General features: G+C 61.1%; 15 protein-coding genes and 1 pseudogene. 9 read left to right on the forward strand and 7 right to left on the reverse strand.

All coding sequences use genetic code 11. The features are described from left to right. Nucleotides 1-20 precede the first annotated feature (20 nt). Complete coding sequence (gene radC, locus CEC48_RS01195; protein ID WP_088422071.1) at nt 21-695, forward strand: DNA repair protein RadC; 675 nt, start codon at nt 21-23, stop codon at nt 693-695. A 4-nt stretch (nt 696-699) separates the two neighbouring features. Here radC and CEC48_RS31725 read toward each other — a convergent pair. Further along, nucleotides 700-786 (reverse strand): annotated as a pseudogene (locus CEC48_RS31725) (outer membrane lipoprotein carrier protein LolA); the annotation flags it as partial. Nucleotides 787-810: 24 nt separating this feature from the next. Beyond that, complete coding sequence (locus CEC48_RS01200; RefSeq protein WP_088422072.1) at nt 811-2,403, reverse strand: ABC transporter substrate-binding protein; 1,593 nt, start codon at nt 2,401-2,403, stop codon at nt 811-813. A gap of 458 nt (nt 2,404-2,861) precedes the next feature. On the opposite strand from CEC48_RS01200, the gene rpmB reads away from it, so the two are divergent. Next, a complete protein-coding gene (gene rpmB / locus CEC48_RS01205; RefSeq protein ID WP_007920377.1) occupies nt 2,862-3,095 on the forward strand; it encodes a 50S ribosomal protein L28 in 234 nt (77 codons plus the stop codon). A gap of 11 nt (nt 3,096-3,106) precedes the next feature. Continuing rightward, nucleotides 3,107-3,262, forward strand: a complete 156-nt coding sequence (gene rpmG, locus CEC48_RS01210; RefSeq protein WP_003176906.1) for a 50S ribosomal protein L33 — start codon at nt 3,107-3,109, stop codon at nt 3,260-3,262. Nucleotides 3,263-3,333: 71 nt separating this feature from the next. Here rpmG and CEC48_RS01215 read toward each other — a convergent pair whose 3' ends face one another. Next, nucleotides 3,334-3,696, reverse strand: a complete 363-nt coding sequence (locus CEC48_RS01215) for a cupin domain-containing protein (protein ID WP_088422073.1) — start codon at nt 3,694-3,696, stop codon at nt 3,334-3,336. Between the two features lie 229 nt (nt 3,697-3,925). On the opposite strand from CEC48_RS01215, the gene CEC48_RS01220 reads away from it, so the two are divergent. Together CEC48_RS01220 and CEC48_RS01225 are read left to right on the forward strand one after the other, a co-directional pair. Continuing rightward, nucleotides 3,926-5,419: an aldehyde dehydrogenase gene (locus CEC48_RS01220; RefSeq protein ID WP_088422074.1), complete on the forward strand. Its 1,494-nt coding sequence runs from the start codon at nt 3,926-3,928 to the stop codon at nt 5,417-5,419. 162 nt (nt 5,420-5,581) lie between these two features. Further along, nucleotides 5,582-6,724 (forward strand): MFS transporter, encoded by a 1,143-nt coding sequence (locus tag CEC48_RS01225; RefSeq protein WP_088422075.1) that lies wholly within the window; start codon nt 5,582-5,584, stop codon nt 6,722-6,724. 129 nt (nt 6,725-6,853) lie between these two features. Here the strand turns inward: CEC48_RS01225 and CEC48_RS01230 are convergent, their stop codons facing one another. Both CEC48_RS01230 and CEC48_RS01235 read right to left on the reverse strand, forming a co-directional pair. Beyond that, nucleotides 6,854-8,416, reverse strand: a complete 1,563-nt coding sequence (locus CEC48_RS01230) for a phospholipase D family protein (RefSeq protein WP_088422076.1) — start codon at nt 8,414-8,416, stop codon at nt 6,854-6,856. A 62-nt stretch (nt 8,417-8,478) separates the two neighbouring features. Beyond that, nucleotides 8,479-9,903: a PLP-dependent aminotransferase family protein gene (locus CEC48_RS01235; protein ID WP_088422077.1), complete on the reverse strand. Its 1,425-nt coding sequence runs from the start codon at nt 9,901-9,903 to the stop codon at nt 8,479-8,481. 165 nt (nt 9,904-10,068) lie between these two features. Between CEC48_RS01235 and CEC48_RS01240 the strand changes: the two genes are divergently transcribed. Next, nucleotides 10,069-10,305, forward strand: coding sequence for a DUF1127 domain-containing protein (locus CEC48_RS01240; RefSeq protein ID WP_088422078.1), 237 nt, complete (start codon nt 10,069-10,071; stop codon nt 10,303-10,305). A 1-nt stretch (nt 10,306) separates the two neighbouring features. On the opposite strand, the gene CEC48_RS01245 is transcribed toward CEC48_RS01240, so the two are convergent. Beyond that, nucleotides 10,307-11,599, reverse strand: a complete 1,293-nt coding sequence (locus tag CEC48_RS01245; protein WP_088422079.1) for an FAD-binding oxidoreductase — start codon at nt 11,597-11,599, stop codon at nt 10,307-10,309. Between the two features lie 115 nt (nt 11,600-11,714). Here CEC48_RS01245 and CEC48_RS01250 point away from each other — a divergent pair, with 115 nt between their 5' ends. Then, nucleotides 11,715-12,068, forward strand: coding sequence for a YkgJ family cysteine cluster protein (locus CEC48_RS01250; protein WP_088422080.1), 354 nt, complete (start codon nt 11,715-11,717; stop codon nt 12,066-12,068). A 3-nt stretch (nt 12,069-12,071) separates the two neighbouring features. Here CEC48_RS01250 and CEC48_RS01255 read toward each other — a convergent pair whose 3' ends face one another. Beyond that, nucleotides 12,072-12,560 carry an Lrp/AsnC ligand binding domain-containing protein gene (locus tag CEC48_RS01255; protein WP_003206849.1) on the reverse strand — a complete coding sequence of 163 codons (489 nt, stop codon included), beginning with the start codon at nt 12,558-12,560 and terminating at the stop codon, nt 12,072-12,074. 156 nt (nt 12,561-12,716) lie between these two features. On the opposite strand from CEC48_RS01255, the gene dadA reads away from it, so the two are divergent. Then, entirely contained in the window at nt 12,717-14,018 is a 1,302-nt protein-coding gene (dadA, locus tag CEC48_RS01260; RefSeq protein WP_088422081.1) for a D-amino acid dehydrogenase, read from the forward strand. Beyond that, entirely contained in the window at nt 13,990-14,343 is a 354-nt protein-coding gene (locus CEC48_RS01265) for a RidA family protein (RefSeq protein WP_088422082.1), read from the forward strand. The genes dadA and CEC48_RS01265 overlap by 29 nt, the downstream gene beginning before the upstream one ends. The last annotated feature ends 69 nt before the right edge of the window (nt 14,344-14,412 follow it).

Genomic DNA, 14,412 nt, shown 5'->3' on the forward strand with positions numbered 1-14,412 from the left:
CACATGCACACGGAGGTGCCATGAGTATTCGCGATTGGCCTGCGGCAGAGCGTCCGCGGGAGAAGCTGTTGGAGTTGGGGGCGGCGAGTCTTTCCGACGCCGAACTGCTGGCGATTTTCCTGCGCACGGGTGTGGCTGGTAAAAGTGCCGTGGACCTGGCGCGGCACCTGCTGGCGCAATTTGGCAGCCTGAGGGCGTTGATGGAGGCCCGGCAGTTGGTGTTCAGCCAGCACTTGGGGTTGGGGCCGGCGAAGTTTGCCCAGCTCCAGGCGGTGCTGGAAATGGCCCGTCGCCATCTGGCCGAGCGCCTGCGCAATGATTCGGTGCTGGAAAGCCCGGTGGCCGTGCGTGACTACCTCAAGGCACTGTTACGCCATGAGCCCCACGAGATATTTGGCTGCCTGTTTCTCGATGCCAAGCATCGGGTGCTGGGTTTCGAGAAGCTGTTTCAAGGCACCATCGACAATGCCACGGTCTACCCCCGGCAAGTGGTCAAGCGGGCCTTGGACTACAACGCCGCGGCGGTGATCCTGTGCCACAACCATCCTTCCGGCAGCGCCGAGCCCAGCATCGCTGATCGAAAATTGACCAAAGTGCTGCAACAGGCGTTGGAGATGGTGGACGTGCGCGTGCTGGACCACATCATTGTGGGGGAGGGTGATCCGCTGTCGATGGCGGAATATGGCTGGATGTAGGTTCTGTAGGAGCGAGCTTGCTCGCGAAAAACCTGAGAGCACCGTTGGGTGTCAGGTTTCCCGCGTTATCGTTAACGACCTTCGCGAGCAAGCTCGTTCCTACAGGAGGCCGGGCTTATGGTTTGACGCTGACCTTGGAGTAATCCTGGCGACCGAACGGGCTCACCTGATACCCCTCGACATTCTTGCGAGTCAGCGCAAACGCGGTCGGATGTGCCAATGGCAGCCACAGTGCCTGTTGCTGGATCTGCGCCTGGGCTTGCTGGTACAGCTTGCTGCGCACGCCCTGTTCGCTGGTGGTCTTGCCGGCGCTGATCAGCTTGTCCAGCGCAGGGTCGCAGTAGCGAGCGAAGTTGGTGCCAGACTTCACTGCGGCGCAGGAGAACTGCGGAGTGAGGAAGTTATCCGGGTCGCCGTTGTCGCCGGCCCAGCCCATGAATAGCAGGTCGTGCTCGCCAGCCTTGGCGCGGCGGATCAGCTCGCCCCATTCGATCACGCGGATTTCAGCCTGGATGCCGACCTTGGCCAGGTCCGCTTGCAGCAACTGCGCGCCGAGGCTTGGGTTGGGGTTCAACAGGCTGCCCGACGGCCGGGTCCAGATGGTGGTCTTGAAGCCGTCCTTGAGCCCGGCGCGATCCAGTAGCTGCTTGGCCTTGGCGATGTCTTGCGGGTAGCCCGGCAAGTCCTTGGCGTAGCTCCAGGTATTGGGCGGGAAGGGGCCGTTAGCGGCTTCGGCGGTGCCTTCGAATACGGCCTTGAGGTAGCTCGCCTTGTCGAAGGCCAGGTTGATCGCCTGGCGAACTTCCGGCTTGTCCAAAGGCGGGTGCTGGCTGTTGATGGCGACAAACGCGGTCATGAAGGCTGCGGTTTTCTCGATCTTCAGGTCGGCGTCTTTCTTGGCGGCATCGATATCCAGTGGCTTGGGTGACAAGGCGATCTGGCACTCGTCGCGACGCAATCTTTGCAGGCGCACGTTGGCGTCAGGGGTGATCGCAAAGATCAGGTTATCCACCGCAGGCTTGCCGGCGAAGTAGTCCGGGTTGGCCTTGTAGCGAATCGATGCGTCTTTCTGGAAGCGCCCGAAAATGAACGGCCCGGTGCCGATAGGCTGGCTGTTGAGTTTCTCCGGGGTGCCGGCCTTGAGCAGTTTGTCGGCGTATTCCGCCGGGTAGATCGAAGCAAAACCCATGCTCAGTGCGGCGAGGAAGGTCGAGTCGGCGTGGTCCAGGGTAAAGCGCACGGTCAGCGGGTCGAGGGCGTCGATCTTCTTGATCAGCGTGGGCAGTTGCAGCGACTGGGCGTGGGGGAAGCCGCTCTGGGCGATCTTGTGCCACGGGTTGGCCGGGTCGAGCATGCGCTCGAAGCTGAAGCGCACATCTTCGGCGGTCAGGCTGCGGCTTGGGGTGAAGTATTCGGTGCGATGGAATTTAACGTCCGGGTGCAGCTTGAAGGTGTAGGTGAGGCCGTCCGGCGACACTTCCCAGCTGTCCGCCAGGCTCGGGACCAGCTTGCCGCTGGCAGCGTCGAAGTCCACCAGTCGGTTCATCAATACGTCTGCCGAGGCGTTGGTGGTGGTCAGCGAGTTGTATTGCACCACGTCGAAGCCTTCGGGGCTGGCTTCGGTGCAGACGCTCAAGGTGGTGGCCGCCTGGGCGTGTGCAGCAATAAAAAGAGGGGCTAGCAATAGCGGTAGGGCAGCGAGGCGCATATTCGGTTTCCTTTGCAGATCGAAGGCCCATCTGCGAGTGCAGTCTGGAAAAGTCCTACCGTAGTAGGCTGATTGACAAATGACTAGCCCATTTTTGCCTGTGCTTTTGCCTCAAATACTGTTTTGATGGCGCCTCAGGTCGTTTTGCCGAGCACTTTGCAGTGCGCGCGGGCGCTGTAAATCATTCTGTGCGACGAGCGGTTAGCTTCTGTAGCGGCCCACCCTGGCAACGGTTCAGGCGTCCATAGCCTGGATTTACGCGTGTAAAAACACACGGCCTGTTGTTGCACTGGGGTCTTTCTGGTATAAAGCAGCGCTCTTTTCTAGGGGCCCGGTTCCTTCGCTAGTAGGTGTAGCCGGTAAGACCCTAAAGAAACGCGGCGCCTGGCGCCAAATGACTGAGAGATTAAGCGGCCAACCCATGCCGGGTTGGGCATGTGGTTTTAGAGGGCTGAGGCATGTCGAGAGTCTGTCAAGTTACCGGTAAGGGTCCGGTGACTGGGAATAACATTTCCCACGCAAACAACAAAACCCGTCGTCGTTTCCTGCCAAACCTGCAGCATCACCGCTTCTGGGTTGAAGAAGAGAAACGTTTTGTTCGTCTGCGCGTATCTGCCAAAGGCATGCGTATCATCGACAAGCGTGGCATCACTGTCGTGCTGGCCGAACTGCGCCGCGACGGCAAAATCTAAGGAGCTAAATCATGCGTGAATTGATTCGAATGATCTCTAGCGCCGGTACTGGTCACTTCTACACTACCGACAAGAACAAGCGTACTACCCCGGACAAGCTCGAAAAGAAAATGTTCGACCCGCGCGTTCGTAAGCACGTGATCTACAAAGAAGGCAAAATCAAGTAATTGGTTTTCTTTCTTGTGAAAAAAAGCCCGTATCTCACGATGCGGGCTTTTTTTTGTGCCTGAAGAATTGATCAGGCCTTTTCTTCGAACACCACGTAGATCTTGCGGCAGGGTTCAAGCACTTCCCAGGTGCCGCTGAAGCCTGCCGGAATGACGAACCGGTCGCCGGCCCGCAAGGTCTTGGCGTTGCCGTCGGCGTCGCGCAATACAGAAACGCCCTGCACGATCTCGCAGTACTCATGCTCGGTGTAGTTGACCGTCCACTGCCCGACTTCACCTTCCCATACCCCGGCGTTCATTTGGCCGCACGGGCTGTTGTAGTGGTTGTAGACGGTTTGCTCGGGGTCGCCCTTGAGGATTTTCTCCGCGGCCGGACGGTAGCGATCAGGCTCGGTCCTGGCCTGGCTGAAGTCGACGATATTCTGGATGTTCATGGGCGTGTCCCGTCTGGCCTGCGGTTGGAGAGCTCAAAGTCTATGTTTATTAAAATGAACATCGCAAGGGCGTTTGCTGCCGTTATGTCAAATATATTGAAACATCCATCGTCGCTGGTTTAGGGTGGCAGCTGCCTTGAGCCGAACAGCTGGCTGGCCGGGCAAGAATTCTTCGAAGGTGCTGGGTACATCGCCTGGCCCTTGTATTCAACAAGAGGAGGACACTCGCATGACCACCCTGACCCGTGCCGACTGGGAACAACGCGCCAAGGATCTGAAGATCGAAGGCCGCGCCTACATCAATGGCGAATACACTGCCGCCGTTTCCGGTGACACGTTCGAATGCTTGAGCCCGGTCGATGGCCGCCTGCTGGCAACCGTTGCCAGCTGTGACCTCGCCGACGCCCAGCGCGCCGTTGAAAACGCCCGCGCCACCTTCAATTCCGGTGCCTGGTCGCGCCTGGCGCCGGCCAAGCGCAAAGCCACCATGATCCGTTTCGCCGGCTTGCTCAAGGCCAACGCCGAAGAGCTGGCACTGCTTGAAACCCTGGACATGGGCAAGCCGATCAGTGATTCCCTGAACATCGACGTCCCAGGCGCGGCGCAAGCGTTGAGCTGGAGCGGCGAGGCCATCGACAAGATCTACGACGAAGTCGCAGCCACCCCCCACGACCAACTGGGCCTGGTGACCCGTGAGCCAGTCGGCGTTGTCGCGGCCATCGTGCCGTGGAACTTCCCTCTGATGATGGCCTGCTGGAAACTCGGGCCGGCGCTGTCTACCGGTAACTCGGTGATCCTCAAGCCGTCTGAAAAGTCGCCGCTGACCGCCATCCGCATCGCTGCACTGGCCGTTGAAGCCGGTATCCCGAAAGGCGTGTTCAACGTGCTGCCGGGCTATGGCCACACCGTGGGCAACGCCCTGGCGCTGCACATGGACGTCGACACCCTGGTGTTCACCGGTTCCACCAAGATCGCCAAGCAATTGCTGATCCGCTCCGGCGAGTCGAACATGAAGCGCGTCTGGCTGGAAGCTGGCGGCAAGAGCCCGAACATCGTGTTTGCCGATGCCCCGGACCTGCAAGCCGCTGCCGAATCCGCCGCCGGCGCCATCGCCTTCAACCAGGGCGAAGTGTGCACCGCCGGCTCGCGCCTGCTCGTAGAGCGTTCCATCAAGGATAAATTCCTGCCGCTGGTGATCGAGGCCCTCAAGGCCTGGAAGCCAGGCAACCCGCTGGATCCGGCCACTACGGTCGGTGCGCTGGTGGACACCCAGCAGATGAACACCGTGCTGTCGTACATCGAAGCCGGGCATGCTGATGGCGCCAAGCTGGTGGCTGGTGGCAAGCGCACGTTGCAGGAAAGTGGCGGCACTTACGTCGAGCCAACGATTTTTGACGGCGTGACCAACGCCATGAAGATCGCCCAGGAAGAAATCTTCGGCCCAGTGCTGTCGGTGATTGCCTTCGACAGCGTAGAAGAAGCCATTGCGATCGCCAACGACACCCAATACGGCCTGGCCGCTGCGGTGTGGACGTCGAACATCTCCAAGGCGCACCTCACCGCCAAGGCACTGCGTGCCGGTAGCGTGTGGGTCAACCAGTACGATGGCGGCGACATGACCGCACCGTTTGGTGGTTTCAAGCAGTCGGGTAACGGCCGCGACAAGTCGCTGCACGCGTTCGACAAGTACACCGAGCTGAAGGCGACCTGGATCAAGTTGTAAGTAACCCCGGCGACCCCTGTAGGAGCGAGCTTGCTCGCGATGGACTTGAACGATGACGCAGGCATTCTGAATGCCCGCAGCGCGCTCAAGTTTTTCGCGAGCAAGCTCGCTCCTACAGTTCGTTTGCGGCCCTGAAAAATAATGATCCACAGGAGCGTGGAAATGCGTTGGGCGACCTATTTCGCCGTGTTGGCGTCGGTCTTGAGCGTGGGCCTGGCCCTGGGCGTGAGCATGCCGCTGGTGTCGCTGCGCCTGGAAAGCTGGGGCTACGGCAGCTTCGCCATCGGTGTAATGGCCGCGATGCCGGCCTTCGGTGTGCTGCTCGGCGCCAAGGTCTCCAGCGGCCTGGCCTCGCGCCTGGGCACGGCGAACCTGATGCGCCTGTGCCTGTGGGCCGGGGCGATTTCCATCGGTTTGCTGGCGGTATTGCCCAGCTACCCGGTGTGGCTGGTGCTGCGGCTGATGATCGGGGTGATCCTGACCATCGTGTTTATCCTCGGCGAAAGCTGGATCAACCAACTGGTGATAGAGCGCTGGCGCGGCCGTCTGGTGGCGCTGTATGGCTGCAGCTATGCCTTGAGTCAACTGTCGGGCCCGTTGTTGCTGGGCGCGCTGGGCACGAATAACGACATTGGATTCTGGGTCGGTGTCGGCTTGCTGACCTTCTCGCCGATCCTGCTCCTGGGCCGTTCCGGCGCGCCGACCGCCGAGTCCTTCAGCGTGACCTTCGGCGACTTGCTGCGCTTCTGCCAGGGCTTGCCGGCGATTGCCTGGGCGGTGGCGTTATTCGCCGCGTTCGAAGCGATGATTCTTACGCTGTTGCCGGTGTATTGCCTGCAACAAGGCTTTACCGCCGAGATTGCCTTGGCGATGGTCAGCACGGTGGTGGTCGGTGATGCGTTGTTGCAATTGCCCATCGGCGCACTGGCGGATTATCTGCCTCGGCGCACGCTGTTTCTCGGCTGCGCGCTGATGCTGCTGGCGACGAGCCTGGCGATTCCACCGTTGCTGGATACGCTGATGATCTGGCCGGTGTGGGTGCTGTTCGGGGCCAGTGCCGGCGGGTTATTCACCTTGTCGCTGATCCTGATTGGCGAACGCTACCGTGACGACGCTTTGGTGCGTGCTAATGCGCATATCGCGCAGCTGTGGGGCATTGGCTGCCTGATCGGGCCACTGGTGGCCGGCGCGGGCAGCCAGTGGATCAGCGGGCATGCCTTGCCGCTGTTGATGGCGGCGGGGGCGTTGGGGCTGGTGATTCTGTTACTTCGCCAAGGCGCATTCGGCGCTACACAGCCGGCCTGAACTTGAAATGCGAACAACTGTGGGAGCTGGCTGGCTTGCCTGCGATAGCGAAGTGTCAGCTTGCGCATCCTGTGCCTGACACTCCGCAATCGCGGGCAAGCCCGGCTCCCACAGGGCTCTGCGCTGTTCTTAAAGCATGCGTTCCAGCCCGACGGATGTGGCGAACCAGGCATTGAAGCGGCGCCACCAACTGCCCGGTTCGCGAGTCAGGGTGTGCAGTTGGCCGTTGTCTTCGGTCACCCACACCACTTGGCCATCTTGTAGTTTCGCCTCGTAGCTCAAGGCCGGCGCCATGCCTTCCAGCGCCAGGTTGCGCACGTGTTCCGCCAGCTCCGGGCTGTCTACCAGCACTCCGACTTCGGTGTTCCACAGCACCGAGCGCGGGTCGAAGTTGAATGAGCCGATGAAGGATTTCTCCCGATCAAAGATGATCGCCTTGCTGTGCAGGCTGGAGTCCGAGCCGTGGAAGGTGCCTTTGCGGAACAGATGGGGGCCGCTGCCGCCACCGTCTCCCGGCTGGCGGCGCAATTCGTAGAGCTTCACCCCATGCTCCAGCAGTGCCTTGCGATAGGGCGCATAACCGCCATGCACCGCTGGCACGTCGGTGGCTTCCAGGGAGTTGGTCAGCAGGCTCACCGAGACGCCGGCGTCCGCACGACCGGTCAGGTACACCAGCCCAGGCTGCCCCGGTACGAAGTAAGCCGAAATCATCATCAGTTCATGGCTGACACCTTCCAGCTCCGGCGCCAGTTGGGTGGTCAGCAGCAGCCGGGGGTCCGGATCGGCCTTGGCCAGCACTTTGCTCGGCGCATCCCACAGCGCCTGGTTCCAGGCCCAGATCAGCTCGCGGCGCCAGATGTCCATGCGCGGCTGGGTCTTGTAGGTGCGCAGGCGGTTATACAACGCATGGTTTTGCTGGCGTGACTCGGCAAGTGAGTCTTCCAGGCGTACGCGGGCGCTGGCCAGGTCGCTTTTGGAGGCATTGCTGACGAAGTCGCCGATGGGTTTGCTCAGGGCACTGTTCCAGTACTGATCGAAGCTGTGGCCCAGTTGCTCGGCCACCGGGCCCACGCTGAGCATGTCGATATCGGTGAAGTTGAGGTTGGGTTCGGCGTCGAAATACTCATCCCCCAGGTTGCGCCCGCCAACGATGGCCACGCTGTTATCTGCCAGCCACAGCTTGTTGTGCATGCGCCGGTGTTGCAGCGACAGGTCGAACAGCCGCGCCATGGCCCGCGTGACGCCGGTGCTGCGGCCCAGGTGCAGCGGGTTGAACAGGCGGATCTGGATGTGCGGGTGGGCGGCTAGGGTGGCGATGATCTGGTCCAGGCCGTCGCTGGTGGTGTCGTCCAGCAGGATGCGCACGCGCACGCCACGGTCGGCGGCCTTGAGCAGCTCGTCCACGAGCATGCGGGTGCTGATGCCGTCGTGGACGATGTAGTACTGCAAATCGAGACTGGTCTGGGCGTTGCGGATCAGTTCGGCGCGGGCCATGAAGGCCTCGCTGCTGTTAGGCAGCAGGCGGAACCCGGAGCGGCCTTTGTACGGCGCAGCCTGGGCCTGGATCGAGCGGCCGAATGACGACTCGCTGGCGGGCAGCGCCTGGCTGGGCGTGCGTGGCGGGTCGATGGTGGCGCAGCCGCCCAGGGCCAGGATGCCCAGCAGGAAAAACGGTAATAGCCGTTGGGTCATCAATGACATGGGTTCCGGATCAGGGCGGTTGTCGGCATATGACGGCTATTTCCCGAGAAAGGTCAGTCCACTGTTTCGGCCAGCAGCCTGATGGCGGTTGCGCCGACCTTGCGCACAGCCTCTTCAATCTGCGGCGTTGGTTTGGCAGCGTAGTTCATGCGCAGGCAGTTCCTGTACTTGCCGGAGGCGGAAAAGATACTTCCCACAGCAATCTGTACACCTTCATCCACCAGCAATCGGTTGAGCTTCAGCGTATCGAAGCCTTCCGGCAGTTCCACCCACAGCATGAAACTGCCCTGTGGGCGGCTGGCGCGGGTGCCCACAGGGAAATAGCGGCTGACCCACTCGAGCATCAAGTCACGATTACGCTGGTATTGGGTGCGCATCCGCCGCAAATGCGGTTCGAAATGCCCGTTTTTGAGGAACTCGGCAATCGCGATCTGCGGCTGGGTAGCGGTGGCGCCGGTGCTGATGTATTTCATGTGCAGCACGCGCTCCAGGTAACGGCCGGGTGCCACCCAGCCGATCCGCAGGCCGGGTGCCAGGGTTTTCGAGAAGGAGCTGCACAGTACGACGCGGCCATCTTCGTCGAAGGATTTTATGGTGCGTGGACGCGGGTAGCTGTAGGCCAATTCCCCATACACATCGTCTTCGATGATCGCCACGTCAAAGCGCTGGGCGAGGGTCAGCAGCGCGCATTTGCGCGACTCCGGCATGATGTAGCCTAGCGGGTTGTTGCAGTTGGGGGTCAGCTGGATGACCTTGATCGGCCACTGCTCCAGTGCCAGCTCCAGCGCTTCCAGGCTGATCCCGGTGAGCGGGTCGGTGGGGATTTCCAGGGCTTTCATGCCCAGGCCCTTCAGGGTTTGCATGGCGCCGTGGAAGCTTGGCGAGTCGACGGCGACGATGTCTCCAGGCTCACAGATGGCGTGGATACTGGCGGACAACGCTTCGTGGCAGCCGGTGGTGACCACCAAGTCCTGGGGCGTCAGTTGGCAGCCTGAATCGAGCATCAGGCGCGCGATCTGTTCGCGCAGGTCCAGGTTGCCGTGGATGGTGTCGTAATACAGCCCCGGCATGTCCTGGCGCCGGCTGATTCGGGCGAGGCTGCGCAGCAGGGGTTTCATGGTCGGCGACAATACATCTGGCATGCCTCGGCCCAACTGTATGGCGTCTTTGCGTGGTACCGCGCGAATCAGTTCCAGTACCTGGTCCCACTGGGATATTTCCACCGGGCGCTGGGCCGGGCGGCCTACGGCGGGCAGTGCCGGCAAGTCGCGGCCTACCGGTACGAAGTAGCCGGACTTGGGCTTGGGCATCGCCAGGCCGTTGTCTTCCAGCACGCGATAGGCCTGCTGTACGGTGCTCAGGCTCACCCCGTGCTCCACACTCAAGGCCCGCACTGATGGCAATCGATCGCCCGGGCGATAGAAGCCCTGCTCGATGCGCGTGCCCAACAGTTCGGCGAGGTTGACGTATAGCGTCATGGCGATGCTTCCCGGTTACCAGTACAGATAGGCTGAAAATACAGGATTCAGCCGCAGATAGGCAGTATCTGTATGGATTTAATACTGGGTGGTTGAATCTGTCATGGTTTTGCGCACCGGCTCATCCTACGGACTCATGGCAATACGTAAATGAGGGGCAGGAAAATGAGCGGTTTGAGCGATGTGCGGTTGGCGTTACACAGTCAGGAACTTGAAGCAGGGCAGCAGCAGGGGATGTCGGCACGCACCATGCCGCGTGCGCTGGGCCGCTGGTCCCTGTTCTGGCACCGCATGCACACGCGCAAAACCTTGCTGGAACTGACTCCCGAGCAGTTGCGCGATATTGGCCTGAACGTCGAACAGGCGCGCCAGGAAGGGCTGAAACCCTTCTGGCGCGGTTGATTCAGACCAGTTCTTTCAACCGGTGCCAGAGCATTCCCAGCGCCAGCAGCGGCGAGCGCAAATGCTTGCCGCCCGGGAAGGTGATGTGCGGCACCTTGGCAAACAGGTCAAAACGCCCGCTTTGCTGGCCGCTGATGGCTTCGCCCAGCAGTTTGCCCGCCAGGTGGGTGGCATTGAGCCCGTGCCCGGCATAGGCCTGGGCGAAATACACGTTGGGTTGGTCGGCCAGCCGGCCAATCTGCGGCAGGCGGTTGGCGCCGATGCCGATCATGCCGCCCCATTGGTAATCAATTTTCACGTTGGCCAGTTGCGGGAACACCTGCAGCATCTTCGGCCGCATGTAGGCGCCGATGTCCTGTGGGTCGCGTCCGGAATAATGGCAGGCGCCGCCGAACAGCAAGCGTCGGTCGGCTGACAGTCGGAAGTAGTCCACCGTCACTCGCTGGTCGCACACCGCCATGTTTTGCGGCAGCAGTTCGGCTGCCTGGGCTTTGCTCAACGGTTCGGTAGCGATGATGTAGCTGCCAGCGGGCAGCACTTTGCCGCTCAGGTGCGGGTTGAGGCCGTTCAAATAAGCGTTGCAGCCCAGCACCAAGGTCTTGGCGCGCACGTTGCCCTGGGCGGTGTGAACGTTGACCTCGGGGCCGTAATCGATGCGCACCGCCTCGGAATGCTCGAACAACTGGACGCCCAACTGCTGTGCTGCTGCCGCCTCACCTAGAGCCAGGTTCAGCGGGTGCAGGTGGCCGGAGCCCATGTCGATCATGCCGCCCACGTACCGATTGGAGCCGATCACGCTGCGCATTTCGCTGGCTTGTAGCAGGCGCACTTCATGGCGATAGCCGAGGCTTTGCAGTTCTTCGGCGTCGGCGGCCAGGTGTTCCAGGTCGCGGGGTTTGTTGGCCAGGTCGCAGTAACCCCAGGTCAGGTCGCAGGCGATCTGCGAACGTTCGACCCGCTGGCGCACGATCTCCACCGCTTCCAGGCCCATCAGTTTCATCTGGCGCACGCCATCGGTGCCGATGACGTTGGTGAACTGGTCCAGGCCGTGACCGACGCCACGAATCAACTGCCCGCCATTGCGCCCGCTGGCGCCCCAGGCAATTTTGCGCGCCTCCAGCAACACCACGCTGAAACCCCGTTCAGCCAGTTCCAGGGCGGTGTTCAGCCCCGAAAAACCGCCGCCGACCACGCACACATCGGCCACGATTTCACCTGTCAGCATCGGATAATCAGGCTGCGGGAAACTGCTGGCGGCGTAGTAGGAATTGGCGTGCCGGGCGCTGGCGGTCATGGGGAGCCTCCCTGTTTGGAAAATTTGACGCAGGATACAGCGGTCGGACGAAGCTGTCTCAACGGGGGCTTTTAGGGCAGAATCCACGCCTATTCACCGTTCGGTCCCTGTGTCGATGAGTTGCAACAGCCAGAAAGTCAACGCGCTGCGCCGGCAGATTCCCTCGTTCGAGTGCGTCCCGGGTTGCCATGACTGCTGTGGGCCGGTGACCACGTCCACCGAGGAAATGTCGCGCCTGCCGCGCAAGACCGCTGCCGAGCAGGAAGCGGCGATGGACGAACTCAACTGCGTGCACCTGGGCCCCAACGGCTGCACCGTGTACGGCGAACGCCCGCTGATTTGCCGCCTGTTTGGCACCACGCCAACCTTGCCATGCCCCAACGGCCGCGGCCCGGTGGAGTTGATCCATCCACGGGTGGAGAAGCAGATACACGAGTACATGGCGAGCACGCGGCAAGTGCTGGTCTAGCCCTCAATCCGGGATGGGCAGGTTCAAACTTTCCTTCACCTCTTCCATCACGATATAGCTCTTGGACTCCCTTACGTGGGGCAGCTTGAGCAGGATATCGCCGAGCAGTTTGCGGTACGACGCCATCTCCGAGATCCGCGCCTTCACCAGGTAGTCGAAGTCCCCGGAGACCAAGTGACACTCCAGCACGTGGGGCAACTTCAGCACGGCACGTCGGAATTCTTCAAAGGTGTCGCCGGACTTGTAGTCCAGGCTGATCTCGACAAACACCAGCAAACTGCCCTTCAAATGCTGCGGATTGAGCCGGGCGTTGTAGCCCATGATGATCCCTTCGCGCTCCAGACGCCGGACCCGCTCGGTGCACGGCGTGGTCGACAGGCCGACCTTTTCCCCCAGCTCAGTAAACGAAATTCGCCCGTCTGCCTGCAGGATGCGCAGGATGTTGCGGTCGATCTTGTCCAGTTCCCGCTTGGTCTGAGTGTTGGTCCGCATAGGGGATGCTCCTCCGTGAAAAGGGTTTTTGCCGAGAATTGTCGCCAAATATAGGCAGTTATATAGTGAAATGCACTGGCGATTGCTTTTTATACTGCCCACATCTTTGTGCTGAACAACAAACGTCAGCGGTCTGGCCGTGATGAGGGAATAAACATGCGCGTTCTGGTCTTGGGTAGCGGTGTCATTGGCGTGGCCAGTGCCTACTATTTGGCACGAGCTGGTTTTGAAGTGGTCGTGGTCGACCGTCAACCGGCTGTGGCCATGGAGACCAGTTTTGCCAACGCCGGGCAGATCTCGCCGGGCTACGCCTCGCCATGGGCTGCGCCGGGTGTGCCGCTCAAAGCCATCAAATGGCTGCTGGAACGCCATGCGCCTCTGGCGATCAAGGCCACCGCCGACATCGACCAGTACCTGTGGATGGCGCAGATGCTGCGCAACTGCACCGCCAGCCGTTATGCGGTGAACAAGGAGCGCATGGTGCGCCTGTCCGAGTACAGCCGCGACTGCATCGACGAATTGCGCGCCGAAACCGACATTGCCTACGAAGGCCGTACCCTTGGGACTACGCAATTGTTCCGCACCCAAGCCCAGTTGGATGGCGCCGCCAAGGACATCGCCGTGTTGAAAGAGTCTGGCGTGCCTTACGAGCTGCTGGACCGCGCCGGTATTGCCCGGGTTGAGCCGGCCCTGGCGAACGTCACTGACATCCTGGCCGGTGCCCTGCGCCTGCCGAACGACCAGACGGGCGACTGTCAGATGTTTACCACCCGCCTTGCCGACATGTGCAAGCAACTGGGTGTCGAATTCCGCTTCGAGCAAGATATCCAGCGCCTGGACTACGCCGGTGACCGGGTCAACGGTGTGTGGATCGACGGCAAGCTGGAAACCGCCGACCGCTACGTGCTCGCCCTCGGCAGCTACTCGCCGAAATTGCTCAAGCCGCTGGGGATCAAGGCGCCGGTGTACCCGCTCAAGGGTTACTCGATGACCGTGCCGATCACAAACGCGGCGATGGCCCCGACCTCGACCATTCTCGACGAGACCTACAAGGTCGCGATCACCCGTTTCGACAACCGCATCCGCGTCGGCGGCATGGCTGAAATAGCCGGTTTTGACCTGTCGCTTAACCCGCGTCGGCGGGAAACCCTGGAGATGATCGTCAACGACCTTTATCCTCAGGGCGGTGATTTGAGCCAGGCCAGTTTCTGGACCGGCCTGCGCCCGACCACCCCGGACGGTACGCCGATCGTGGGGGCGACCCCGTTCAAAAACCTGTTCCTGAACACCGGCCACGGCACCCTCGGCTGGACCATGGCCTGTGGCTCTGGTCGTTTGCTGGCGGACTTGATCGCGAAGAAAACCCCGCAGATCAGCGCCGCAGGCCTCGATATTTCCCGTTATGGCAACCACCAGGAGTCCGCAAAACATGTCAATCCAGCGCCAGCTCACCAATGAGCGAATGAGCCAGATCGTTGTTCACAGCGGTACCGTGTATCTGGCCGGGCAAGTCGGCGACGACATGAGTGCCGGGATTGAACAGCAGACCCGCGAAACCCTCGTTAATATCGAGCGTTTGCTGGACTTGGCCGGTACTGACAAGAGCAAGTTGCTGTCGGTGACCATCTACCTGAAGGACATCGACGCCGATTTCGCCGGGATGAACGCGGTATGGGACAAATGGCTGCCAAAAGGCGTCGCGCCAGCCCGTGCCACGGTTGAAGCAAAGCTCTGCGAACCGCAAATCCTGGTTGAGCTGTCGGTTGTGGCTGCTCTGCCTTAAGCAAAACTCCTCTCCCGGTGCTCGCGTTGTCAGCGGGTGTCGGTTTTTTCTTCCCACCGCCGCCTAGAA

Origin of the sequence: Pseudomonas sp. K2I15 (assembly GCF_002204795.1) — a bacterium.
Classification (GTDB): Bacteria; Pseudomonadota; Gammaproteobacteria; order Pseudomonadales; family Pseudomonadaceae; genus Aquipseudomonas.

What these genes read in the sequence shown, in the direction of transcription:
- radC (WP_088422071.1), top strand. Translation starts at nt 21, where the DNA reads ATGAGTATTCGCGATTGGCCTGCGGCAGAGCGTCCGCGGGAGAAGCTG.
- CEC48_RS01200 (WP_088422072.1), bottom strand. Translation starts at nt 2,403, where the DNA reads ATGCGCCTCGCTGCCCTACCGCTATTGCTAGCCCCTCTTTTTATTGCT.
- rpmB (WP_007920377.1), top strand. Translation starts at nt 2,862, where the DNA reads ATGTCGAGAGTCTGTCAAGTTACCGGTAAGGGTCCGGTGACTGGGAAT.
- rpmG (WP_003176906.1), top strand. Translation starts at nt 3,107, where the DNA reads ATGCGTGAATTGATTCGAATGATCTCTAGCGCCGGTACTGGTCACTTC.
- CEC48_RS01215 (WP_088422073.1), bottom strand. Translation starts at nt 3,696, where the DNA reads ATGAACATCCAGAATATCGTCGACTTCAGCCAGGCCAGGACCGAGCCT.
- CEC48_RS01220 (WP_088422074.1), top strand. Translation starts at nt 3,926, where the DNA reads ATGACCACCCTGACCCGTGCCGACTGGGAACAACGCGCCAAGGATCTG.
- CEC48_RS01225 (WP_088422075.1), top strand. Translation starts at nt 5,582, where the DNA reads ATGCGTTGGGCGACCTATTTCGCCGTGTTGGCGTCGGTCTTGAGCGTG.
- CEC48_RS01230 (WP_088422076.1), bottom strand. Translation starts at nt 8,416, where the DNA reads ATGACCCAACGGCTATTACCGTTTTTCCTGCTGGGCATCCTGGCCCTG.
- CEC48_RS01235 (WP_088422077.1), bottom strand. Translation starts at nt 9,903, where the DNA reads ATGACGCTATACGTCAACCTCGCCGAACTGTTGGGCACGCGCATCGAG.
- CEC48_RS01240 (WP_088422078.1), top strand. Translation starts at nt 10,069, where the DNA reads ATGAGCGGTTTGAGCGATGTGCGGTTGGCGTTACACAGTCAGGAACTT.
- CEC48_RS01245 (WP_088422079.1), bottom strand. Translation starts at nt 11,599, where the DNA reads ATGACCGCCAGCGCCCGGCACGCCAATTCCTACTACGCCGCCAGCAGT.
- CEC48_RS01250 (WP_088422080.1), top strand. Translation starts at nt 11,715, where the DNA reads ATGAGTTGCAACAGCCAGAAAGTCAACGCGCTGCGCCGGCAGATTCCC.
- CEC48_RS01255 (WP_003206849.1), bottom strand. Translation starts at nt 12,560, where the DNA reads ATGCGGACCAACACTCAGACCAAGCGGGAACTGGACAAGATCGACCGC.
- dadA (WP_088422081.1), top strand. Translation starts at nt 12,717, where the DNA reads ATGCGCGTTCTGGTCTTGGGTAGCGGTGTCATTGGCGTGGCCAGTGCC.
- CEC48_RS01265 (WP_088422082.1), top strand. Translation starts at nt 13,990, where the DNA reads ATGTCAATCCAGCGCCAGCTCACCAATGAGCGAATGAGCCAGATCGTT.